The sequence below is a fragment of the Pseudorhizobium halotolerans genome, assembly GCF_902153235.2.
Classification (GTDB): domain Bacteria; phylum Pseudomonadota; class Alphaproteobacteria; order Rhizobiales; family Rhizobiaceae; genus Neorhizobium; species Neorhizobium flavum.
Genome location: NZ_CABFWE030000005.1, coordinates 846528 through 867374, shown reverse-complemented (window position 1 = coordinate 867374; position 20847 = coordinate 846528). Strand labels below are relative to the sequence as shown.

Sequence of the window (20847 nt, the reverse complement as noted above, 5' to 3'; positions counted from 1 at the left end):
CACGTGAACGTCAAGAGAACATCCTGCACGGATTATGCACGCTCCTGCACGTACTTTCGTGCTTTGTTCCGCCTGATGATGCAGCCTCGCGAAAGAGCACGGCGACCGTCGCACGGCGAAAAGTGTTTATAAACAAGGCGGTTGATGGTGCTGCTAGAGAGATTTGAACTCTCGGCCTCTCCCTTACCAAGGGATAAGTTACTTACTCACAAGGGCGGGGCTATTCGGTAGCAACGTTCACGCCCATTGCCTCCTCTGCTTCAGCCGCTTTACTCTCTGATCGGTCCTCAATCAATCTCTTGCACAGCATGTCGACGATCAGTCCCGCTTGCTCATCCTCATCACCCTTTGGATCGAAAGCTAGGCCGCCATACTTCGCGTCTTCGGTAAAGAACCCCGGCACTACAGTGGTAAACCGGATCGGGATCACCTCATTCCGCCCAAACCTCTCGCGGAAGTGGTCACTCTCGAACTTTGTCCAAATGCGGGTTGGGTACTCAGGTGACTGCAGGACAACCACATAACGTGCCTCGCTACGATAGATTGGGGCGAGGTAGTCTTCGACGTTCTGTGAGATGATACGGTGTTGCTCGTTCTCGTCATAAAAGCAGGACACTTCTCGCTCACTGAGGAGGGCGAAGATTTTCTCCGCCAAGCTGCGATTGGCGCCCGCAAAGGACAAGGCAAAGTCAAACCGGCCTTCGAAGTAGTCGGCTTTGTAGCCCACCTGTCTTGTGAAGACTCTCCATATGATGTTCTTCAAATAAAAGATCAGCTTGGGATCTTCGACTGAGAGGACCGAAGTTGATGGCTCGAAGTGAAAGTATGGGCCGAGGACCTTCGTCTTTTCCGGGTCGTCAAGGAGCGCCTGTAGCCATCCTTTGTCTATGACCTGGCTAATACTCCCCTTCATGTCCGGATGCTCGGCCATGGCTTCCGCCAAGTCCAACGACCATTCATCTGCTTGAGAGAGCCATCTTAATATGTGGAGATATGGGGCGCGACCTTCTTTTCGAAGCTTGGAGCCGCGAGCAAATGTTATCGCAGCCTCTTTGAATTGTCGGCTGAGGTCGTTTATCACATCCTCAACGACCACATTGACTGACGTTTCTATCGTCCGTCGCTCCTGTAGGGTCTCCGTAACCCCATCAAGAACGCACATTTTGTGGCAGAGCAATTGCACCAACTGGAAGCTTCCCTGTGCTCGATCCGCAAGTTCCTCCCTGCCGTTAATCGAAACGTTGAGGGCTTCTTCGCCCAGATGTATTACCTTCTGGATCAATTCCTTTGGGTTCGCCTCCAGCTTGAAGACGTCAATTCGAAGGCCAAGATCGTGAGCAAACTTTACGAGCTGGGTGCCAGCCTTATTGATACCGACCAGAATGAGTTTGGACTTGTCGTCTTCGGAATCCGCCAGGACCTTCATGAAGTCTGAGAGCCCTGCCTTGATATCGTCCGGCAAACGGTGAAAGTCGTCGACGATTACTGTACCAATAGCGTCCATTTCCGGCAGCGATCGGATCAGGTCGACATCTTTAGGTCGTCGGGCGCTCAAAGACAAAACATGGGCGCTCATATCAAGATCGTCGAGCACTCTTGCAATCGTGGTTGTCTTCCCGATTCCCGAGGGGCCTTCGACGACCATGCATCTGCCGGGTGTCCGCATTGAGACTTTGATTTCGTCATATCTTTCCGGGTGCACGAAGGTATGCGTAGGGACGCCAGAAAGCCGGAACACTTCTTCGAGGTAGGCCATAACAAATCCGCTGCCTTGAAACTTCACCTGCATGTTGATTGAGTCGTAGGTGCGGCGCAACCAGTGGTGATGTCGACTCTCGTTATCCGATTAGCCAAAAGTCTGGAACGCTGCGGGTACATACATGGCTAACGGGGCTCCCAATCTCTTGAGCAATCGATGTTCTATGGGTCCCTCCGGGACCACCACGAAGTTCTAGTTGAGCGTCCTCCCTCTGGGGAAAAAGCGGCGTCCGGCTTGACTGATTGCGCCAAGGAACGTCCCCTGCTGACGGCGTTGATGGTGAGGGTGCGATGCAAGACAAATTACAATGCGAGGGCAGGGACCTCAGTTGGATCGTGCGGTTCTGGGCGCGGATTTTCGAGTTTCTGGGGAAGCTCTCGCTGGTCACTCTTCTCCGTAAGATCCCAATCGTCCGACGTCACATGGGCGGCTTCATCGAAGGGTACGTGCTCTTCAATACCGCACTCTCCATCATTGTTCTCGCGGTTGGGTCGTACCGCAGCGACCGAGACTCGAACATCGTGCTCATCGCCTTTGCGCTCTATGGCGCATATCGTATCGCCGAGATGACGATCTACCAAGTCAACGTGCTGCTGTTCGACGAGTACAGATCGAAGCGGCGGAATGCGCCGTACGCGGTAATTGGTTTCCGCCGGATGGTGATCCTGCTGGTGCACAACTATTTCGAAGTGCTCTGCTGGTTTGGCGTGATCTATGTCTGGCTATACCGAGCGGGTCGGTTGGTCCTGCTCACGCCAGCGCCGACCTTCTTCGAGATGCTGCGGGAGAGCATGTTGCTGATGTTTTCGTTCAACGCCTACCGCTATCAACCTTCCGATGACCTGGCAGTAGTGGCTTTCAGCCTGCAGGCATTGGTGGGGCTCTTCATGACCTTGATGGTCTTTGCACGTTTTCTGGCACTTCTCCCGTCGCCAAAGAGCATGGATGAGTTCGATAACTGAGCCGGACGGTAACCTGTGACAGCAAAGTAAAGAAGATTCTATAGCAACCCAATGCTAACCTCTCGGAAGGCCGCCGAGGCGCCTCGTTTCTTCACAATGCAGCCGATGAGTTCCGGACGGACTTCCAGGCGGAGCTGGCAACGCTTCCAATGATTTCATCACAACAAAGCCGCCGTACAAGATAGAGTCGTTGACGAGTAAGAGGTAAACGTGCGGAATAAGATCTCCAGGGGCAAATTCACGGCGGCTGATCTTTCTAGATGTCCATACGCTATTGGCTCACAGCGGCTGCAATTGCATTAGCGATAGCCGCTAACGCTTTAGCCCAAGATAGTTTGCAACCCTCCCTAAAAGACGATCCCGTAGCCGAGCGGAGGCAAGAGGAAGGTGCACTCACGGGCGACGAAGGCCGCGACCAGCAACCAAGCTCTGTTGATCTGGTGCCCGTGCTCAGTAGCATCGAGTCTGCCATCCGCGATCTTATGTCCGAGGAAGATCAAGCGCAGCGCCGTCAGCAGGTAGAGAGAGAAAAGCGCGATTTGGCCGCTCAGGAAGAGATGGCTACTTGGGCTATGTGGATGTTCTGGGCGACGTTCCTGACCGTATTGCTCACCTTCGCTGCGTTGGTCGCTGTCATTCGCACCTTGCACCACACCAGGCGTGCCGCTGACTACGCCAGAGACATGGTTGACGAAGCAAAGAGCACCACTGCTGCCGCCGTCTTGGCTGCCGATCACGCGCGGGAGCAGGTTGAGCTGGCGCAACTCGCCAACGAGTTCGCCAAGGCTGAAGCCGAAAGGCAGTTCGACCCGTATCTTTTCGTTGCAGAAGCGACATACGGACCCATGCCGGACACTTGGGCCGGCCCAGTCGTCGAAGGCCAGTATTGGATTGCGGTGACGATCAAGAATGACAGCAGTTGGCCTGCCTTTATTAAGCGCACATGGATTCACGAGTTTGTTTTCTGGGATGGAGCGCTTGTCGCTAGCGGTGGGAATGGCGGATATGGCGTGACCTCTGCTTTGAAGCCGGGAGACGTTAGGGTGGTTGAAATGGGTGGCGCGCGTGGTGGCGATCCGCCCGCCGTCCAGACTTTCATTGGTGTTCGCTTCGGGTATGATAGTGTCGATGGGAGGCGAAGACACAAAGACTTCTGGTTGAGGAAGGCTCACGAGTACGGACCGCCGGGTGGATGGTGGCTCGATCGTCTCGATGACGCTCCTTGCTGGTTTGCTGAACTTCCCGAAGCCAGTAAGGGGCCATGGGGCAGCGTAGGGAACAGAGTGCCGACAGAAGAGGAACGGGAAGAGAGCTCCCGTTACACGGAGCGGAATATTGCAAAGATTCGTGAGTACCTGAAGTCGCAGGATGCTAAACGTAGCAGGCCTCCGGGTAATGACAAGTCTGCATGACGTTACTTCCATGCACCTTCCGAGGGACTTAGTAACTTGGTGCGTTTGCCACATAAGACCGCGCAAACGAGGCGATGTGTGTCGCGATCCCGATGGGGTTGGTGCCGGTCTGGGCAGGACCAGCGCCTGACACTAAGGGAGTGGGTAGAGCAGGGACGTAGAATTCAGATAGCACAAAGCCCCGTCGAAGCGGGGCTGATGGGATACCAGGTCTGACGACAGTACCAGTCATCGACATCCCGGCGGGGCTGATCCTTTTCGTAGCCGTACCGCTCCTGAAGCTTGCCTTCGAGCTGGTCACGCTTGCCTTCGATCCGGTCGAGGTCATCATTAGTGAGCTTGCCCCACTGTTCCTTGGCCTTGCCCTTCATCTGCTTCCAGTTTCCTTCGACGCGGTTCCAATCCATTGATCTTCCTCCATCTGGACCGTTGCGCACATCAACGCGCAGTCCGGAGATTTCAAAATGGCGAAGAGGTCGCAGGTGATGAGGCCTTCCTCCACCTTGCGTACGCAATTCCAGGAGGGTGAAGGTTTCATTCTGCGACGGTTGGATAAGTCTCGACGGCGGTGAGTTGTCCCACAGCGCACTGGGTCACCTCGCAAGCCCCCGTGCCCTGGGTCATCGTCACGCAGATCTTTGACGAACCCCTCTTCTCAAAGTTCTCCCCATACGTGGACGGATCCGACGTTGTTCTGTTGGTAATGGCCCATGTGTTCTCGACGAAGCGTCCCCCAGGGCGTGTAGCATCAACGCATTGCTTTGCCTCGCCTGCGCTGCATCCTGGATTCGGACCGTGCGAGCACGCCTGCATCGGCGAAGGCGCTGTCACTGAAGCTTGTTGCCACAGTACTGCTGGCGGGCTCTTCACAACAATTACCGAGTTGGTCTCCCCTCCAACTGCCAAGCTCACGAAGAGATCCTCGCCCGGAGTACGCTTCACCACAATCTTCTCAGCTTTTGCCTTGGTCCAAGTTCTCGGCTGCGCTACTATTTCCCCCCCTCCAACAACTGGATCCTCGTCGTATTCAGCTGTAGCCAGGTTAACGTTCCTCCCTATCCAGAAGGCACGGAGGGTGACGTAATCTCCTTCCATCTTTTCGAACCAGAGGGCCAACCCAGGCGTCTCGCGGTTCTTGTTCAAGCACTCGGAATAGGCAGCCGTCGCCAAGGGAGATATAGCTTGCAGGAAAATGCTTGAAGCATAGGACTGCCTGTAGTCGAACCTGATAGATTGGGCGATTTGCTCCGCCTTTTGCTTGGCTTCGTCGTAGTTGGCGGAGCCAGAAATTAGGTTATATGAACCTGCCAGGCCGCCGCTTTTCTTTACAGTTTCGAATTCTTCTCGACTCGATGTAAGGACGAAGGCGAGCTCAGTTTCGCCGCTCTGTTGTATGCTAGAGATGTTCTGAATCATGAACGATCGCGGGTCGCATTCTTGGGCGTGGGCCTCGACAGTCCACATCAACATTCCCACCATCAACAACGCTACAGAGAGCCTAGCCACGACGTCCTCCCTTCAGAGAAACTTCAAAACTTGACCTGACGGTCCTAGCTATCACTTAGATCATTGAACGACACTAGTGTAGCACTGGAAAGTCGGAAGTACAGCTTCATGATCAACATCAGATTCGAAGAAGAGGACCTGGCTCCTCGGTACTTGGACCAGACCAAGCCCCACTCGTCCGGAGTTGTCTCGCCGGGTACTTAGATTTTCGCGACGCGATCGCCGTTCGGGAGGATCAGAGGCTTGGCCCTAAGGGGGTAAGGACGTCCTCGTTGTGTTTACTCAATCAAACCTCGGTTGTAGCCGAGTCCCACAGGCGCTCTCTCACGCCGGCCTCAATCTTCTTGAAAAGAAGCTCGCCTTCACTCTTGAAGGACTTGTAGCTGTCCCTCATTGGCGGCTGAATTTCATGTTGATGATTCATCTCCGCCTCAATAAGAGCGGCATGGATCAGATCGATCAGCTTATCCATGTCGCTTCGCAAGGGGTCCATCACAAAGATACCATGCTTGCGGAGGCTGCGGCTTGCGTCTCGGACCTTCTCGATAGCGTCTCGGGACCGATACATTTCTTCAATCTTGCGGTAAGCTTTTAGGGGATCGCCGGCGTCCCTGATGGTGCGTTTTTGCGCTTCTGAGAAGCGAGTGCCCTCTAGGAATTCTGCTAGATCATCATCGCTAAGTTTCCGCAGGTCGGGGTATTGACGGAAACCTGATAAGTAGGATTGTGCCCAACTCTCTGCTTCTACCAGCTTCCCCCACACGTCAGGCAGAACCTCGAATTCTCGATCGTGCAGACGCTTGGTACGATCAAATACGCCGTTGATTTTGTGTCGCAGCCTCTCCAGTTCGCGTGCTTGTTCTGACCGATAGGCTTCTAGCCTCTCTGTGAGTTTATGATTGATCCAGCGCTCACCAAGGAAACGGAATAAGCCGTAGGCCGCACCGACCACGGCAGCGATAGATAAGCCTGCTGCGCTGAGGAAGGCGAGGAGGCTCTTCCACGTTTCCCAGGATGCTAATGTTTCCATAGAAGGCTTCCGGCCAGACTATAAGTGAGACTTCTCTAGCAAAAAGCATAACGGTTTCCGAGAGACGGAATTTGTCCCACGCGCGGAGAAGCTATTGACGCCTCAGCCTTTCCAGAATTCCTCCGGGACTCCGATATCCGGTCGCTGCCAGCGGGCACGTTGTCAGTCCCCGGTGGGTCGAATGTAGATTGCACCATGGTCACGAAGCGTGGTGCTCATGGCCATCAGCTTTCTCACGAGGCCAGACATTACCTTCCTGATCAGTTCCTGGGCCTGCAGCTGCTCCATGTACCCGGAGAAGTATAGGCTATGATCGAATTGTAAGTGCGGAAACAGAACTGTTTCGCTTTCGATGTCGATGTCGATCTCATGAATGTCCAGCCGCACGTGAGCCATGCTCTCGTCGGCGTGTGCATACACCTTATTGCGGAGGTCAAGGATCACGTCGTGAAGCTTCCTCTCCTCGGTAGAAAGCTTCACATCGATACGACGGAGCGAAAGCCTGGGATACCGGCTTCCCTTATTGTCGCTAAAGGCGCGGCTGTAGCTGACGACGAAGGTCGTCTCGAAGCACTTGAGGCGCCGCAGATCCACGCGACTGTACCTCTCCTCCATGTCGTATTCTTCGAGGAAGGTGAGGGCGCTGAGCGCCATCTGCAGATCGGCGTGAGATATCACGAGACGTCTGGCGAACAAGATGTCGTCTTCTACGCCTTCCATTCCCGTTCCCATACAGCAGTTAAAGATCCGCGTCGTATTGATAACGATTCAAGCGCTCGGCGACCATCCTGCCGGCGTTCATCGGGTTGACGTATGTTCCGAGGAAGACGCCTGGGCTTTTCCATCCGCCGGCATCCATTGCGGTCTTCACATCAACCCCAAGCGCCAGCGTGTTATTGGCGAAGGCGTGGCGCCCGCATGTGTGGCTCGACTTGTATGGAATCTCCGCTCGTGCACAAACCGCCTTAATCCGCTCGTTGACAGAGTGTCGGCTCGTGTAGCGGAAAACCCTATCCTGCGGATCTGCGCCCTCCTGCATCGGATAGAGCCTCGCCACCATCTGGTCGGTCATGACGCGCCGCGAGTTGGTGCTCGTCTTCGTTTTGAGAAGGATCGCGCTGCGGTGCAGAAGGTCCACCTCAGTCCATCGTAGATCGATGGCTTCACTGACCCGAGCTGCCGTCTGGCTCATGAACATGACCAGTGCCGCCAGGTGTGGCAAGCCATCCCGCTCTGCCTGCCGGATGAAGGCATGCAGCCATGCATGGGAAGCTGCCTTCTTCCTCGCCGGTGGATCTTCCTTGAAGTTGCGGATCTTCAATGCGGGGCCCCAGCCCCGTTCGTAGGCATGGAAGAACACGGCTCGCGTCGGCGTTATAGCCTGGCGGTTTCGGGTGGCGGCGGAGTGATTCGGGTAAAGTGCGATCGACATCTGTTTGATGTCGAAGGGGAAGATCTCGAACATCTTCCGTCCGCCTAGGTGATTGATGATTGGGGTCAGGAAGCGATCGCTACCACCAAACTGCAGGTAGCTGTCTGCCGCTTCCGCGAATGTCCTGGCGATCCCTCGGGCGACCTCCGAGGTGCGACCGGGCGTTCTGAATTCCTCAATGAAAGCAATGGGGCGCGATTTGGTCCCACCTTCATCCAAGATATTGACCGCGCTTACTTTTGGTACTGCTGCAGGGGTCGCCAATTTTGTTCTGTCCGACCCGGAGACATAGGTAACGGTTTGTCCCTAATACATGGGTGACAACCTCGTGCCGAACGGGTTGTCGATGGTTTGCAATGTTCTCTGCTCCAGGTCGATATATCCGAGATCATAGTGCATGAAGCTGACGAGCCAAATGCCGTCGTCGACTTCCTTGAGCCCGAGCCTCTGTCCGGCCAGCACCGTCGAGATATTGATCTTCTTGCGATGGATGCAAAGCCGCCCGCAGTTGGTGACGATGGCGTCGCGATCGTGGAAGGGATAGTCGATGTCCGGCAGGCCCTGATAGAGTCTGGGCGACGTGGTGTAGAGCTCTGCCGGTACCTTCATAGACAGCGCCTCATGCGGCCGTTCTTCATTGAATTCGCTTACGAAAGCGTCGAAACGCATCTGCTGCTGCAGGATATTGCGGCCCGGCGGCCTCGTCGCTTCCTTCTTGAGCGTCAGGTGCATGCGCTCGTGGCGGCCGTTCTCCTGCGGGTGACCGGGACGGATGCGCTCGAGGGCGATGCCGAGCCTGAGCCACCAGACCGAGAGCTTTGACAGATTGTAGAGCCCGTTGGGACTGGCGAAGGGCAGGCCGTTGTCGGAGCGGATCGCGGCCGGCAGGCCCCGCTCGGCAAAAACCCGCCGAAAGGCCTCGAAGACACCCTGTTCGCGCGTCGATTCGAAGGCCTCGCAACACAGAAGATAGCGCGAGAGCTGGTCGGTGATCGTCAGGGGGTAACAGTATTGCCGTGCCTAGCTTGAACTCGCCCTTGAAGTCGGCGCACCAGAGATCGTTGGGACCAGGTGCCGCCGATAGCTGCGTGCCGACGGCCTTGTTCGCCCGGTTCCTCTTGCGGGCCTGGCTCACAAGGCCGTGACGATCGAGTACGGCGTGTACGGTGCTCTTTGCCGGAATGCGCACATCGCCGGCCAGCCGTTTGACGAGCAGTTCCCTGATCTTCCTGGCACCCCAGTAAGGCTTCTCTTGTCTGAGGCGAACAATCATCGCCTCAACCGGATCCGGCAACTGGTTGAGATAGCGCACCGGCCGTCGGGATCGATCGGTCAGCGCTTCTAGGCCATCATCCTTGTAGCGGTTGAAGATCTTGTAGCCGGTCTTGCGCGAGATGCCGAACGCTCGGCACACCTCGCTCATGCCTTCGCCCTCAAGCAGCCGGGCGACAAATCGTAGACGTTCCTCCATGACCGAAGTCTCTCTCCACGGCATCAACACCTCCCGACAAAGTCGAAAAGTGTTACCCATGTATCCGGTACGAAATGTCACCTATCTCTCAGGTCGGACATTCTTGTGCACCATCCAACTGGCGTCTGAACGTGTAGCGGACGGTGGCGCACGAGCCATAAGGCCATCACGGATATCTCCCGGAGAATCTACGGCGGCTGAGTGTGTCTGTTCTGCAACAGGCAGCATAGCTCGCGCCCGGCTTTTGCGACTATACTTGACTTGCGCAATCATCTTTGTGATCTGATCGCCCCGATCACAGGGGATAAATAAATGCGTTTCAGATCAATGTTCTGGCGCCGGAGGCTCATGCTTCTGGCGGGGGTTTCGCTTTGCCTTTCCACGGGTGCGATTGCACAGGATAGTGCCGGAGGCACCGAACTTGAGACCATCGTTCTCGAAGCGGAAAGCGACGACATCCTGGTCCAGGATGGCTATGTCGCCAAAAGCGACCGAATCGGAACGAAGACCGACACGCCACTCGTCCGGATACCGCAGGCGGTCTCGGTCGTAACCCAGGACCAGATCGAGGACCAGAAGCCGCGGACACTGAATGAGGCGCTGACCTATACGGCCGGGGCGAACCCGACCAATTTCGGCTACGACAGCCGCTATGATGCATTCTACCTGAGAGGCTTTCCGGCCTACTATACCGGGACCTTCCGTGATGGTCTGAAACAGTTCAACGGCCCCTCTGCATGGTTTCGCACCGAACCCTACGGCCTAGAGGGCGTGACCATTCTCAAGGGGCCGGCGTCGTCGCTCTATGGGGTCAGCGGTCCGGGTGGCATCGTCAACATGGTGACGAAGCGGCCGAAGCACGAAGAATTCCGCGAGGTTGAGCTGCTGCTGGGCCAGGACAGCCGCTATCAGGCCGCCGTTGATCTGTCGGGTCCGGTGGATGATGAGGGGAGCCTGCTCTACCGGTTCACGACGGTAGGACGGAAGAGCGACACCCATATCGACGGCTATCCGGACGACACCTTCTATCTCGCCCCTGCCTTCACCTGGAAGCCGGATGAGGACACAAAGTTCACGCTTCTGGGCGAGTATTCGAGGTCCGTCGTGGGGGCGACGGCGTACTACGTCAATCCTTCATTGGGACAGATATCGGACATCTATTCCGGAGATCCGGACTGGAACGACTTCACCACAACGCAGGGCCGGATCGGATACGAATTCGAGCATCGGCTGAACGACGTCGTGACCCTGCGCCAGAACCTTCGCTACCACGAAGTAGATGCGGACCTGAAGTACAGCTATCTCGGAACCTCCTGGTCGCAGTACAAGGAAAAGGTCTCTGCCTTCTCGGTCGACAACATCGCCGAGTTCGAATTCGATACCGGTCCGCTGTCGCATACGGCAATCCTCGGCTTCAACTACAACTGGTGGGACTATTCGGCCAAGGCACGCGGATCCACCACGTCGCCTGCCGATGTTGCCCTCCAAGCCTTCGCGTCGTCGGGCGAGCAGGAGATGGACCAGTATGGCATCTACCTGCACGACCAGATCGAGTGGGACCGCTGGACGCTCTTCCTCACCGGACGGCAGGATTGGGCGGCTTCCGACAGCGTGACATCTGCGGGAACCGCTATCGACACCACCGATCGCGCCTTCTCCTGGAGAGCCGGTCTCTCCTACCAGTTCGACTGGGGTCTGGTGCCTTACGCCAGCTACGCGACGTCGTTTTCGCCCAACCTCGGTTTCGTCTATGACGCAAGCGGAACCCGAACAGTCGCGGAACCCACCAGTGCCGATCAGATCGAGATCGGCGTCAAGTACGAAATTCCCGAGACGAACATGATGCTGGGCGCTGCCTATTTCGATATCGACCAGACCGACGGAGTGGTCTTCGACGGGACCTTCGATGCCGCCGGCAATCAGGTTCAGCGACAGCTCGACCTGCACTCCCGGGGGTTGGAGCTGGAGGCAAACGCGTCCTTCGACAACGGTTTCAGCCTCATTGCATCGTATACCTACATGCGCATGACGATCGAGGAAGGCCTGCCGGGCACAGTGGGGAACGAGCTTTCGGGCGCTCCGAACCATGTTGCATCGCTGTGGGGGCATTACCTCTTCGAGGATGGCCCGCTGGCTGGCCTGGGGCTCGGGGCAGGGGTGCGATATGTTGGCGAAAGTTATGGTGATGACGCCAACACGTTCAAGAGCAGCTCGCGCACGCTGGTCGACGCCGCCGTCTCCTACGACTTCGGCTACCGCAATCCGGATCTGCAGGGCCTCTCGCTGCAGGTGAACGCAAAGAACCTGTTCGACAGGCAGGAAGCGATCTGCACCTCGGGCAATTGCTACTGGGACGAGGGACGAACCGTCTATGGTAGCCTGCGTTACCGGTTCTGATGGCGACGACGAATCAACCATCACCGGCGGTGCTGCTTACGGGCATCGCCGCTCTCTATGTGGCGCAAAGTGTGATTGGCGGCATGACCTGGACGGGGCTCCCCGCCGTGATGCGTGAGGCGGGTGTATCGCTCGATCGCATAGGTCTCGTCTCGCTGATCGCGCTTCCATGGGTGCTGAAGTTCCTGTGGGCGCCAGCGGTGGAGCGTTACAGGCTGCCGGTAGCCGGCCGCGATCGATCTGGTTCGATCGTGCTCGTCGGAGGCCTTGTCTCCGTCCTCGGGCTGATATCGGTCGGGATGCTCGACGCGTCGAACTGGACCGGCCTCTTTACCATCCTGATCGTCGTTGCCTTTGCCGCCTCCACCGTCGATATTGCCTGCGACGGCTTTGCCGTGCAGAGCCTGGCCCAGCGTCACCACGGATGGGCCAATGCGGCGCAGGTTGGTGGCGCATATCTGGGTGCCGCGCTGGGTGGTGGCCTTTTCCTCTATCTCGTCGGCACATCCGACTGGCGGCTCGCCACTTGGTCCATGGCAGGATTGGTCGTACTGCTCGGCATGCCCTTCCTGTTCGGTGTCGTCCGCCACATGCCAATCGAGGCGCGACGCCATGTGCCATCCCTGAGTCACGCCCTTGGGCGACCGCTCCTGAGGAGAGGTCTGATTGTCGCGGCGATCTTCGTGCTCGCCCAGAAATCGGCGCTCGGGATGATCGGGCCGTTTCTCGTCGACAAGGGTGTTGAACTGACGACTGTCGGGATACTCAATGGTGTCGGCACCCTGTTGATCGGCTCGGCCGCTGCGCTGATAGGCGGAGTCTGCGTTCTGTCATGGGGGATCCGTCCAGTGCTGCTCCTGGCGCTCGCCCTCCAGGCGGCGGCACTGAGCCTGCTGGCGTTCGCCGGCTGGACGGACGCGATACCCGTGCCGGTGCTCATGGGGGTCGCAATCGGCAGTACGTCGGGCATTATGGCATTCGGCTTCGTCGGCCTCTACGCGCAGTTCATGCGATGGTCGGATCCCCGTCAGGCTGGCGTCGACTTCACACTGTTCCAGAGCATGGATGCGCTCGTCAGCCTCGCAGGCGGTGTCGCCGCCGGCTATCTTGCGGAAGCGCTCGGCTACGGGGTGCTGTTTCTCGGTGCGTCCTTGGTGGCCCTGGCCTCTGGGCCGGTCATGATGCGTTTTGCAGACCGGTGAGAACTTGTCCGTCCCAGTCAGATCTCCCGGCGCCGGAATATCAGGGCAAGGAGGATACCAAAGAGGGCTGTCGCAGCGACATAATAGGGTGCCGCGGCCCAGCCCTTGGCGGATACCACGGCGGCGAGGAGCAGCGGTCCGAGAAACTGCCCCAGGTTGGTGCCCTGCATAACAAAGCCGCTGATCGTACTGACGAGGTCCTGCCGGGCCGCATAGGCGGGGAGGGCGCTCATGATCGAGGCGGGAAGAAGCCCGCCGGTTGCCGCGTAGAGCAATGCGGCCGTGTAGCGGATCGTCAGCGGCAGCTCGGACGCAAAGACGACGAAGGCGCTCAGCGACAGTAGGAAGAAGGCGATGACGATCAATGCCCACCGCCGCGCACCGAGACGCAGAAGATAGCCGCCGGCGATGTTGCCCGGGACATTCGCGAGTACGGCGATTGCCGTCATTACGGAAGCAGTGCCCAATGCGAGCCCGCTCTCCTCGATCAGCATCGTTGGCAGAAAGCCGAAGACGGACATGAAGCTTGCCGCATAGAGAAGGAACATTCCGCCAAGCAGCCAGGTGGTCGGAAGGGCGACCGTCAGTCTTGCCCCATCGAGAAGGGAAGATGACGGCGTGGCTCCGGTGACGGAGGAGATCGGCCTGGACAGGAGGAGAGCTGCCAGGGGTATGAGCGTGAAAAGTGCAGCGGCGATCCAGGCGCCGCGCCAGCCGTAGACCGGCAGCAGGACCGGTGAGACGAGCATCATTCCACCGACACCGACCGGCAACCAGGCGGCCCAGATTGCAAAAGCGAGCCCGCGATCGCGGGCCTCGGTCGCGCTCGTAATGAGCGCAGGCGCAGCGACGACGGCCAGGATCAATCCAAAGCCCTCTACGATTCGACTGGCGAAGAGCATTGCAGCCGAGTGTGCGAACAGACCCGCCATGCTCCCGCATGTCAGGAGGACGAGGCTGAGTATCATCGCGCGCCGGTGCGTGACGCGATCGGCGAGCCGCCCCATGACGAGGCCCAGAAGACCGCCCATCAGCGCGACCAGCCCCATGAGCCAGCCGGCAGCGACAAGATCCAGTTGCAGTTCCTCGCGCAGAAGCGGCAAGGCAGGCGGAACCTTGCCGACATGCACAGCCGCAGCAACTCCTCCCAGCACCGCTATGGTGACGTGGCTCCAGCGTGTCGTCATTGCCTAATCTTCAATTTCATCCCCGGTGGGCGAGCGCGCCTGCACGCGACTCGGCGGCCGGGCAGATGTCCCGGAAGAGTTGGTATAGGGGAGAGATCGATACGCCAAGGTCTGGCAGCCGCGGATGTATGCAGCGTGGCAAATATGCTTGCGGGCATCCGGGTCCCCGGCTAGATTTTCGGGCAAGGAAACAGGGGCAGGACCATGTCGATCGAGGATACGGGGCGGACGACGCACACACTTGCGGCGCTGATGGAGCTTCGCAAGCGTATCCTGAATGGTGACTTTCCCGGCGGCACGCGCCTTTTCGAGGTCCCGCTTGCCGAGACGCTGCAGATTTCCCGAACTCCGATTCGCGAGGCGATGTCGCGCCTGGCCGAGGAGGGGTTGCTGGACCGGCTCGCTAATGGCGGTTTCGTTGTCCGCAGCTTCACGTTTGCCGATGTCGTAGACGCGATCGAATTGCGTGGCGTGCTCGAAGGGACGGCGGCGCGGCTCGCAGCCGAGCGCGGAGCGCCGGCGAGGCGGCTGCAGGAGATGGAAGAGGTGCTGATCCAGTTGGATGACTGTTTCGGTGCGGCACCCAACGACGTGGATTTCGAGGGCTATTCGGAGCTCAACGGGCAGTTCCATCGCATCCTGGTGGAGCTCTCCGGCAGTGCGGTCCTGCAGCGCGAAATCGATCGCGCAACGCGTCTGCCCTTCGCTTCACCCTCGGCGTTCCTCTCTGACCGAACGAATATCGATGTCTTCAGGCAGTCGCTCCATGTGGCGCAGGAGCAGCATCGCGCGCTGGTATCGGCGATCGGTTCACGGGAGGGCACCCGTGCAGAGTTCATTGCGCGGGAGCATGCGCGGATTGCCCGCCGAAATCTCGAATATGTGACCCTCGAGGACCCCGACCTCATACTCCGTGTCCCGGGGCTGGCGCTTCTCAACAGCTGATTTCCAGTGATCAATCAAGGCAGACTGGCTCCCCGTGCATACAGGGTTGCGATGACGCTTGAGAGAATTCGCCGTCAGCCCTCTTGATGTTTTGCCCTGAATGAGGATGATGTATACATCATCACTCATCTCAGGGAGGAGATATCGTGACGAGATCCAGTCTTTCGGACGTCATCAGTGCCAGCGGCAACGTCGTGGAGATGCTCCGCAACTCCAAAGTCGGAATGTATGTATACCCGGTGGTGGCGCCGGAGTTCACAAACTGGCGCGACGAGCAGCGTGCCTGGCGCGAATCCGCGGTCCTGTTCGATCAGTCCCACCATATGGATGAAGTGATCGTCGAAGGGCCTCAGGCAGCTGCTTTCCTTGAGTATGTCGGGATCAACAGTTTCGCCAACTTCGACCTGAACCGTGCAAAGCACTTCGTACCGGTGACGCCGGCGGGCCACGTGATCGGCGATATGATCATCTTCCGGGAGCGGGAGGACAAGTTCATCCTCGTCGGACGTGCCCCGACCGCCAACTGGGTGCAGTTCCAGCAGGCAATCGGCAAGTGGAACGTGCGTATACATCGCGATCCACGATCGCCCTCGCGACCGGACGGCAAGGCGGTCTACCGCACCCATTATCGGTTCCAGATCCAGGGTCCGGATGCACCGAAAATCTTCGAGAAGATGAATGGCGGTCCGGTTCCGGACATCAAGTTCTTCCACGTCGACTGGATCAATGTTGGCTCCAAGCGGGTGCAGGCACTGCGCCACGGGATGGCGGGCGCACCTGGCCTAGAGATCTGGGGGCCCTACGCTGATCTTGAGTATATTCGCAGCGTGATCCTGCAGTCAGCGCGTGACGCCGGTGTTGACCTTCACCAGGTCGGCAGCCGCGCATACTCCACGAACACGCTGGAATCTGGCTGGATTCCGTCGCCGCTGCCGGGAATCTACACCGGTGACGGGATGATGAAGGAGTACCGCGACTGGCTGGGCGCCGACAGCTATGAGGCGACGGGGGCGATCGGCGGCAGCTTCGTGTCCAGCAACATCGAAGACTACTACGTCAACCCCTTCGAACTCGGATACGGCTTCTACATCGGCTGGAAGTCCGACTTCATCGGCAAGCAGGCGCTCGAGAAGATGAAGGACGGCCGCAACCGCAAGAAGGTGACCTTCGAGTGGAATGCCGAGGATGTCGTCAAGGTTATCGCTTCCGCCTTCCAGCCCGGCGAGGACCACTACAAGTGGATCGATTTCCCGCAGCCGAACTATGCCTCCACCAGCGCGGACATGGTCATGCATGACGGCAAGATGGTCGGGATGTCGATGTTCAACGGCTACAGCTACAACGAACGCTGCATGCTGTCGCTCGGCGTGGTCGATGCCGATGTCCAGGAAGGCGATGTGTTGACCATGATCTGGGGCGAGCCGAACGGCGGCACCGGCAAGACATCGACCGAACGCCACAAGCAGGCGGAGATCCGTGTGCGTGTGTCGCCGACCCCCTATGCCCGGGAAGCTCGCGAGAACTATGCAGAGAGCTGGCGTACGAAGAAGGCCGGCTGATCCGGCCCGCGGCGGGCGTGCTATGCGCGCCCGTCGCTCGGTTTCTGTTGCTTTACGAGGAGCGTCCGCTCGAATGTCGGACGTCTAGGGTTGGCCATGGGAATGACAAGCGTGTTTCGCAATGACGCGACGACCGAGAACTCAGCCTCGCTGGCATCCGTGCTAACGGACTGTTCCATTGAAGTCATGCCGCGAACAGCGGCGAAGATCAGTGACTTCCGGCAGATCCTGCCGCAGGGGACGCGGGTCTACGTGGCTCATATCCGCGATACGCCGGTCGACGACATGGTGGCCACGGCGCGCCGCCTGACGGATGAGGGCTTCCAGCCGATGCCGCATCTTCCGGCGCGGATTATCCCGGATCGCCTGACGCTGGAGACCTGGGTAAGGCGCTATCGGGAGGAGGCGGGTGTCACGCAGGCGCTGCTGCTCGGCGGCGGCGTTTCGACCCCGGCTGGCGACCTCGACAGCTCGATGGCAATGCTGGAAACGGGCATATTCGACCGGCTCGGCTTTGACCGGCTGCACGTGGCCGGCCATCCCGAAGGGAATAGGGACATCGACCGTGACGGCGGTACGGCTGTTGTCGATGAGGCGCTCAGGTGGAAGCAGTCCTTCTCCGCGCGCACGAATGCCGAGATGGCCATCGTCACGCAATTCGCGTTCGAGGCGGCGCCGGTAATCGCCTGGGCTGAACGTATCGCGGCCGCCGGGATCACTCTCCCTATCCATGTCGGTGTCGCTGGTCCGACAAAGCTGCAGACACTGATCAAGTATGCCGTAGCCTGCGGCGTCGGGCCGTCGCTCAACGTCCTGCAGAAGCGGGCTCTCGACCTGCGCAAGCTGCTGGTTCCGTACGAACCGACGGACTTCCTCGTGGACATCGCCGCCCATCGCGCAGCTTACCCGACAAGTTCCATCGAGCGGGTGCATGTCTTTCCGCTGGGCGGGATACAGGCAAGCGCGGACTGGCTGGCAAGGGTGAGGGACGGCGGGTCCCACCAGGGTTAGTCCCGTCGCTTCCAGCTTGCACGCATACCGCATGAGAAATATGAAGGGTGGTCGCGCTTGGCAGCGGCATGAACAGACGCGCCGGCGGACCCATACCTTCTGATGTACCAGTTTCCCAGCACCAAGACCTATGGCGGATTCCTGTTCGACATGGATGGCACCATCCTCAATTCGATTGCTGCGGCGGAGCGGGTTTGGGGTCGATGGGCCATGCGGCAGGGCCTGGATCTTGGGACTTTCCTGCCGACCATGCACGGCAAGCGCGGCATCGATACCATTACTGCCCTGAACCTCCCGGGGATCGATCCGGTGGTGGAGGCGGCTGAAATCCTTCGTGGCGAAATCGAAGACGTTGAGGGTGTCGTTGCGATCGAAGGCGCGGCTGATTTCCTGGCGTCCCTGCCGCCGGAGCGGTGGGCCATCGTGACGTCGGCGCCTATGGACCTCGCGCGCGCAAGGCTCGCCGCCGCGGGCCTGCCGCAACCCCGTATTATGGTGACCGCAGAGGATGTTGCGGTCGGGAAACCTCACCCTCAGTGCTACCAGCTCGGCCTGGAGCGACTGGGCGTCGACGCGACCGATGCAATGGTCTTCGAGGATGTCCTGGCCGGTGTCGCGGCTGCGGAAGCCGCTGGAACCGACATCACGGTGATTACGGCAACCCACCAGCATCCCGTTGAAACCGCCTATCCGAAGCTGCCGCACTATGGGGACGTTCGGGTGGCGGTAGGCGCCGGCGGCCGGCTATCGATTCATTCGCGTTAGAACTGACGTACACCCGGCGACCACTCGCGTCGATGATCAGCGGTGGATCGGATCCTTCCACAAGACTTGCTCGGGCTTCTCCACCGGCTCTATCTCCAGATTGACGACGACGGGTTCCTGACCCGATCGGACGAGAACACATTCCAGCGTTTCATCCCGGCTGGCGTTGATCTCCTGGTGCGGCACGAAGGGCGGCACGTAAATGAAATCGCCAGGGCCTGCCTCTGCTACAAATTCCAGATTGTTGCCCCAGCGCATCCGTGCCTTGCCCTTGACGACATAGATGATGCTTTCGAGATCCCCGTGGTGGTGGGCTCCTGTCTTGGCGTTGGCGTGGATCGTGACGGTGCCAGCCCAGATCTTCTCCGCTCCGGCGCGCGCATGATTGATCGCCGTGGCGCGATTCATTCCAGGGGTCTGGGCGGTGTTCGGATCCAGCGAGTTGCCCGGTATGACCTTGACGCCGTTGTCGCGCCAGTCTGTACCGGGGACTGGATGATCATGATGGTCGTCTGACATGCAGTTCCTCGTGCGCATTGGCGGGGCTCACCAACTCTTCCGAGCAGTGGGTCCGCGAGCCCCTGACCGGTGGCTGGCCGGCTGACGGGAGCTAACGTTGCTTCGGCCCATTGTTCAACGTCCATGCGCATAAAGGCAAGGCCTTGGTGAAGGACCTGTTCACACATCGCCCAAGGCCAAGATCGACCCTGTCCCAATGCGATACTCCCCCGGGCTTTACTTATCTCCCTGGTTCGTCATGAATGCCCGGACAGAACACAGCGGATATTGGAATGAGTGAAGAAAAAGACCTGGAGAAGATACTGGAGCAGGAGCGTGCGCTTGCCTTCCCGCAGTTCGATGGAGACATGGCCTGGAGGCTTGGCTCCTTGCTGCGGGACATTGCCCGGGAGCGAGGTGCGGGCGTGGTGGTCGATATTCATCTTCATTCCATGCCTGTCTTCTACTGCGCCCTGACAGGCACGACAGCTGACAACGCCTCGTGGGTACGGCGAAAGCGGGCTGTCACCCTGCGCTTCTTCCGGTCGAGCTATGCCGTCGGGTTGGCGCTTTCCCAGCAAGGCACCACCATCGAAGCGAAATATGGACTCCCATCCGCGGACTACGCGACGCATGGCGGCAGTTTCCCGGTCACCTTGAAGGGCACGGGTTGCATCGGCGCCGTCACCGTTTCGGGATTGCCGCAGCGGGAAGATCACAATCTGGTCGTTGAAGCTTTGTGCCGCATGCTCGACCAGGACCACGACGCTCTACGACTGACCTGAAGGAGACGAGATGGAAGCGCCGCACACCGTTCTGCAGTTCTGGTTCGAGGAATTGACGCGCAAAGAGTGGTTCCAGGTGTCCGCCGAGGTCGACGCCGAAATATCGGCGCGATTTGGCCGGACGCACCTGGATCTGGCACGAGGCGAGGTGACGGAGTGGCGGGGCTCGCCTGACCAGCGGCTGGCTGGAATCATCGTTCTCGATCAGTTTTCACGCAACATCTATCGCGGCACTCCGCTGGCGTTCGCGGCAGACTGGATAGCTATGCGGGAGGCTCGGCTGGCTCTCGAGGCCGGAGCCGATATGGGAGTGTCAGAGGAAAGGCGAGCCTTCTTCTACCTTCCCTTCGAGCATTCGGAGAGCCTCGCGGAACAGGAGCTGTCGGTCGAATTATTCCGCAAACTCGGCGATCCTGAGTATCTGGATTATGCCGAGCGGCATCTTGCCGTGATCAGGGAGTTTGGACGCTTCCCCCACAGGAACGCGCTGCTGGGTCGCGAATCAAACAGCGCCGAGCTCGATTATCTGTCGAAGCCCGGCGCCGGTTTCTAGACGAGACTGGCTGCTTCTAGCGTCGGATCATCCGACCGACCCAGATCAGGATACATGCACCGATGAAGCCGGCGATGAGATAGCCGATCCAGCCGCCAAGGCTGATGCCGAGAAGGCCAAGCAAGGCGTTGGCAATGATGGCGCCGACGATGCCGAGCAGGATGTTCATCAAGATGCCCATATTGCTCTTCATGAACTGCTCGGCCAGCCAGCCGGCGATACCCCCGATGATGATGGCCGCGATCCAGCCGATACCTGCGTCTTCCATGCCTTACCCTCCTGTGGTGGTTGGCGTTGGTAACGCGAGAAAAGGTTCCAAGGTTCCCGTCGCCTTTCCTTTGTTCGCCGCGGAACCTAGATTGCCGCCAAACGA

Annotated in this window: 20 protein-coding genes and 1 pseudogene; 11 read left to right on the top strand and 10 right to left on the bottom strand. The window is 58.8% G+C overall.

Going from position 1 to position 20847, the window contains the following annotated elements; genetic code table 11:
• Positions 1 to 220: 220 nt before the first annotated feature.
• Positions 221 to 1756 (bottom strand): TIR domain-containing protein, encoded by a 1536-nt coding sequence (locus FN060_RS09135; RefSeq protein ID WP_142587768.1) that lies wholly within the window; start codon positions 1754 to 1756, stop codon positions 221 to 223.
• A 293-nt stretch (positions 1757 to 2049) separates the two neighbouring features.
• On the opposite strand from FN060_RS09135, the gene FN060_RS09130 reads away from it, so the two are divergent.
• The 3 genes from FN060_RS09130 (at position 2050) to FN060_RS09125 (ending at position 4133) form a co-directional block, all read left to right on the top strand.
• The gene (locus FN060_RS09130; protein WP_183949670.1) at positions 2050 to 2721 is read left to right on the top strand and encodes a hypothetical protein; all 672 of its coding nucleotides are present in this window, start codon (positions 2050 to 2052) and stop codon (positions 2719 to 2721) included.
• A gap of 210 nt (positions 2722 to 2931) precedes the next feature.
• Positions 2932 to 3024, top strand: coding sequence for a hypothetical protein (locus tag FN060_RS23530; protein WP_425312151.1), 93 nt, complete (start codon positions 2932 to 2934; stop codon positions 3022 to 3024).
• Positions 2982 to 4133, top strand: a complete 1152-nt coding sequence (locus FN060_RS09125; RefSeq protein WP_142587766.1) for a hypothetical protein — start codon at positions 2982 to 2984, stop codon at positions 4131 to 4133. Before FN060_RS23530 ends, FN060_RS09125 begins: the two co-directional genes overlap by 43 nt.
• A 164-nt stretch (positions 4134 to 4297) precedes the next feature.
• On the opposite strand, the gene FN060_RS09120 is transcribed toward FN060_RS09125, so the two are convergent.
• From FN060_RS09120 to FN060_RS09095, 6 genes and pseudogenes are all read right to left on the bottom strand, one after another.
• Positions 4298 to 4540, bottom strand: a complete 243-nt coding sequence (locus FN060_RS09120) for a CsbD family protein (protein WP_142587765.1) — start codon at positions 4538 to 4540, stop codon at positions 4298 to 4300.
• Between the two features lie 127 nt (positions 4541 to 4667).
• Entirely contained in the window at positions 4668 to 5639 is a 972-nt protein-coding gene (locus tag FN060_RS09115) for a hypothetical protein (protein ID WP_142587764.1), read from the bottom strand.
• A gap of 286 nt (positions 5640 to 5925) precedes the next feature.
• The gene (locus tag FN060_RS09110) at positions 5926 to 6669 is read right to left on the bottom strand and encodes a hypothetical protein (protein ID WP_142587763.1); all 744 of its coding nucleotides are present in this window, start codon (positions 6667 to 6669) and stop codon (positions 5926 to 5928) included.
• A gap of 162 nt (positions 6670 to 6831) precedes the next feature.
• Positions 6832 to 7389, bottom strand: a complete 558-nt coding sequence (locus tag FN060_RS09105; protein WP_142587762.1) for a hypothetical protein — start codon at positions 7387 to 7389, stop codon at positions 6832 to 6834.
• A 19-nt stretch (positions 7390 to 7408) separates the two neighbouring features.
• Entirely contained in the window at positions 7409 to 8134 is a 726-nt protein-coding gene (locus FN060_RS09100) for a tyrosine-type recombinase/integrase (RefSeq protein ID WP_142587761.1), read from the bottom strand.
• 273 nt (positions 8135 to 8407) lie between these two features.
• Positions 8408 to 9596, bottom strand: a pseudogene (locus tag FN060_RS09095) (IS481 family transposase).
• 288 nt (positions 9597 to 9884) lie between these two features.
• Between FN060_RS09095 and FN060_RS09090 the strand changes: the two are divergent.
• Both FN060_RS09090 and FN060_RS09085 read left to right on the top strand, forming a co-directional pair.
• The gene (locus FN060_RS09090; RefSeq protein WP_183949671.1) at positions 9885 to 11969 is read left to right on the top strand and encodes a TonB-dependent siderophore receptor; all 2085 of its coding nucleotides are present in this window, start codon (positions 9885 to 9887) and stop codon (positions 11967 to 11969) included.
• Complete coding sequence (locus FN060_RS09085) at positions 11969 to 13171, top strand: MFS transporter (protein ID WP_142587760.1); 1203 nt, start codon at positions 11969 to 11971, stop codon at positions 13169 to 13171. Before FN060_RS09090 ends, FN060_RS09085 begins: the two co-directional genes overlap by 1 nt.
• 17 nt (positions 13172 to 13188) lie before the next feature.
• On the opposite strand, the gene FN060_RS09080 is transcribed toward FN060_RS09085, so the two are convergent.
• Positions 13189 to 14358: an MFS transporter gene (locus FN060_RS09080; RefSeq protein WP_142587759.1), complete on the bottom strand. Its 1170-nt coding sequence runs from the start codon at positions 14356 to 14358 to the stop codon at positions 13189 to 13191.
• Positions 14359 to 14562: 204 nt separating this feature from the next.
• On the opposite strand from FN060_RS09080, the gene FN060_RS09075 reads away from it, so the two are divergent.
• The 4 genes from FN060_RS09075 (at position 14563) to FN060_RS09060 (ending at position 18638) form a co-directional block, all read left to right on the top strand.
• Positions 14563 to 15303 (top strand): GntR family transcriptional regulator, encoded by a 741-nt coding sequence (locus tag FN060_RS09075; protein WP_052638592.1) that lies wholly within the window; start codon positions 14563 to 14565, stop codon positions 15301 to 15303.
• 146 nt (positions 15304 to 15449) lie between these two features.
• On the top strand, positions 15450 to 16862 hold the full coding sequence (gene ligM, locus FN060_RS09070; RefSeq protein ID WP_142587758.1) for a vanillate/3-O-methylgallate O-demethylase: 1413 nt from the start codon (positions 15450 to 15452) through the stop codon (positions 16860 to 16862).
• Positions 16863 to 16964: 102 nt separating this feature from the next.
• Complete coding sequence (locus FN060_RS09065) at positions 16965 to 17873, top strand: methylenetetrahydrofolate reductase (protein WP_210310631.1); 909 nt, start codon at positions 16965 to 16967, stop codon at positions 17871 to 17873.
• 102 nt (positions 17874 to 17975) lie between these two features.
• A complete protein-coding gene (locus FN060_RS09060; protein WP_142587756.1) occupies positions 17976 to 18638 on the top strand; it encodes an HAD-IA family hydrolase in 663 nt (220 codons plus the stop codon).
• Positions 18639 to 18674: 36 nt separating this feature from the next.
• Here the strand turns inward: FN060_RS09060 and FN060_RS09055 are convergent, their stop codons facing one another.
• Complete coding sequence (locus FN060_RS09055) at positions 18675 to 19157, bottom strand: cupin domain-containing protein (RefSeq protein ID WP_142587755.1); 483 nt, start codon at positions 19155 to 19157, stop codon at positions 18675 to 18677.
• 272 nt (positions 19158 to 19429) lie between these two features.
• Here FN060_RS09055 and FN060_RS09050 point away from each other — a divergent pair, with 272 nt between their 5' ends.
• Together FN060_RS09050 and FN060_RS09045 are read left to right on the top strand one after the other, a co-directional pair.
• Positions 19430 to 19921: a heme-degrading domain-containing protein gene (locus tag FN060_RS09050; protein WP_183949673.1), complete on the top strand. Its 492-nt coding sequence runs from the start codon at positions 19430 to 19432 to the stop codon at positions 19919 to 19921.
• Positions 19922 to 19931: 10 nt separating this feature from the next.
• The gene (locus FN060_RS09045) at positions 19932 to 20474 is read left to right on the top strand and encodes a DUF924 family protein (RefSeq protein ID WP_142587754.1); all 543 of its coding nucleotides are present in this window, start codon (positions 19932 to 19934) and stop codon (positions 20472 to 20474) included.
• A 16-nt stretch (positions 20475 to 20490) separates the two neighbouring features.
• Here FN060_RS09045 and FN060_RS09040 read toward each other — a convergent pair whose 3' ends face one another.
• Positions 20491 to 20742 carry a GlsB/YeaQ/YmgE family stress response membrane protein gene (locus tag FN060_RS09040; protein ID WP_052638585.1) on the bottom strand — a complete coding sequence of 84 codons (252 nt, stop codon included), beginning with the start codon at positions 20740 to 20742 and terminating at the stop codon, positions 20491 to 20493.
• Positions 20743 to 20847: the final 105 nt, after the last annotated feature.

Excerpts from the sequence above, each read along its gene's own strand:
- FN060_RS09135 (WP_142587768.1), bottom strand. The coding sequence starts at position 1,756 with ATGGCCTACCTCGAAGAAGTGTTCCGGCTTTCTGGCGTCCCTACGCAT.
- FN060_RS09130 (WP_183949670.1), top strand. The coding sequence starts at position 2,050 with ATGCAAGACAAATTACAATGCGAGGGCAGGGACCTCAGTTGGATCGTG.
- FN060_RS09125 (WP_142587766.1), top strand. The coding sequence starts at position 2,982 with ATGTCCATACGCTATTGGCTCACAGCGGCTGCAATTGCATTAGCGATA.
- FN060_RS09120 (WP_142587765.1), bottom strand. The coding sequence starts at position 4,540 with ATGGATTGGAACCGCGTCGAAGGAAACTGGAAGCAGATGAAGGGCAAG.
- FN060_RS09110 (WP_142587763.1), bottom strand. The coding sequence starts at position 6,669 with ATGGAAACATTAGCATCCTGGGAAACGTGGAAGAGCCTCCTCGCCTTC.
- FN060_RS09105 (WP_142587762.1), bottom strand. The coding sequence starts at position 7,389 with ATGGAAGGCGTAGAAGACGACATCTTGTTCGCCAGACGTCTCGTGATA.
- FN060_RS09100 (WP_142587761.1), bottom strand. The coding sequence starts at position 8,134 with ATGTTCGAGATCTTCCCCTTCGACATCAAACAGATGTCGATCGCACTT.
- FN060_RS09090 (WP_183949671.1), top strand. The coding sequence starts at position 9,885 with ATGCGTTTCAGATCAATGTTCTGGCGCCGGAGGCTCATGCTTCTGGCG.
- FN060_RS09085 (WP_142587760.1), top strand. The coding sequence starts at position 11,969 with ATGGCGACGACGAATCAACCATCACCGGCGGTGCTGCTTACGGGCATC.
- FN060_RS09080 (WP_142587759.1), bottom strand. The coding sequence starts at position 14,358 with ATGACGACACGCTGGAGCCACGTCACCATAGCGGTGCTGGGAGGAGTT.
- FN060_RS09075 (WP_052638592.1), top strand. The coding sequence starts at position 14,563 with ATGTCGATCGAGGATACGGGGCGGACGACGCACACACTTGCGGCGCTG.
- FN060_RS09065 (WP_210310631.1), top strand. The coding sequence starts at position 16,965 with ATGACAAGCGTGTTTCGCAATGACGCGACGACCGAGAACTCAGCCTCG.
- FN060_RS09060 (WP_142587756.1), top strand. The coding sequence starts at position 17,976 with ATGTACCAGTTTCCCAGCACCAAGACCTATGGCGGATTCCTGTTCGAC.
- FN060_RS09055 (WP_142587755.1), bottom strand. The coding sequence starts at position 19,157 with ATGTCAGACGACCATCATGATCATCCAGTCCCCGGTACAGACTGGCGC.
- FN060_RS09050 (WP_183949673.1), top strand. The coding sequence starts at position 19,430 with ATGAGTGAAGAAAAAGACCTGGAGAAGATACTGGAGCAGGAGCGTGCG.
- FN060_RS09045 (WP_142587754.1), top strand. The coding sequence starts at position 19,932 with ATGGAAGCGCCGCACACCGTTCTGCAGTTCTGGTTCGAGGAATTGACG.
- FN060_RS09040 (WP_052638585.1), bottom strand. The coding sequence starts at position 20,742 with ATGGAAGACGCAGGTATCGGCTGGATCGCGGCCATCATCATCGGGGGT.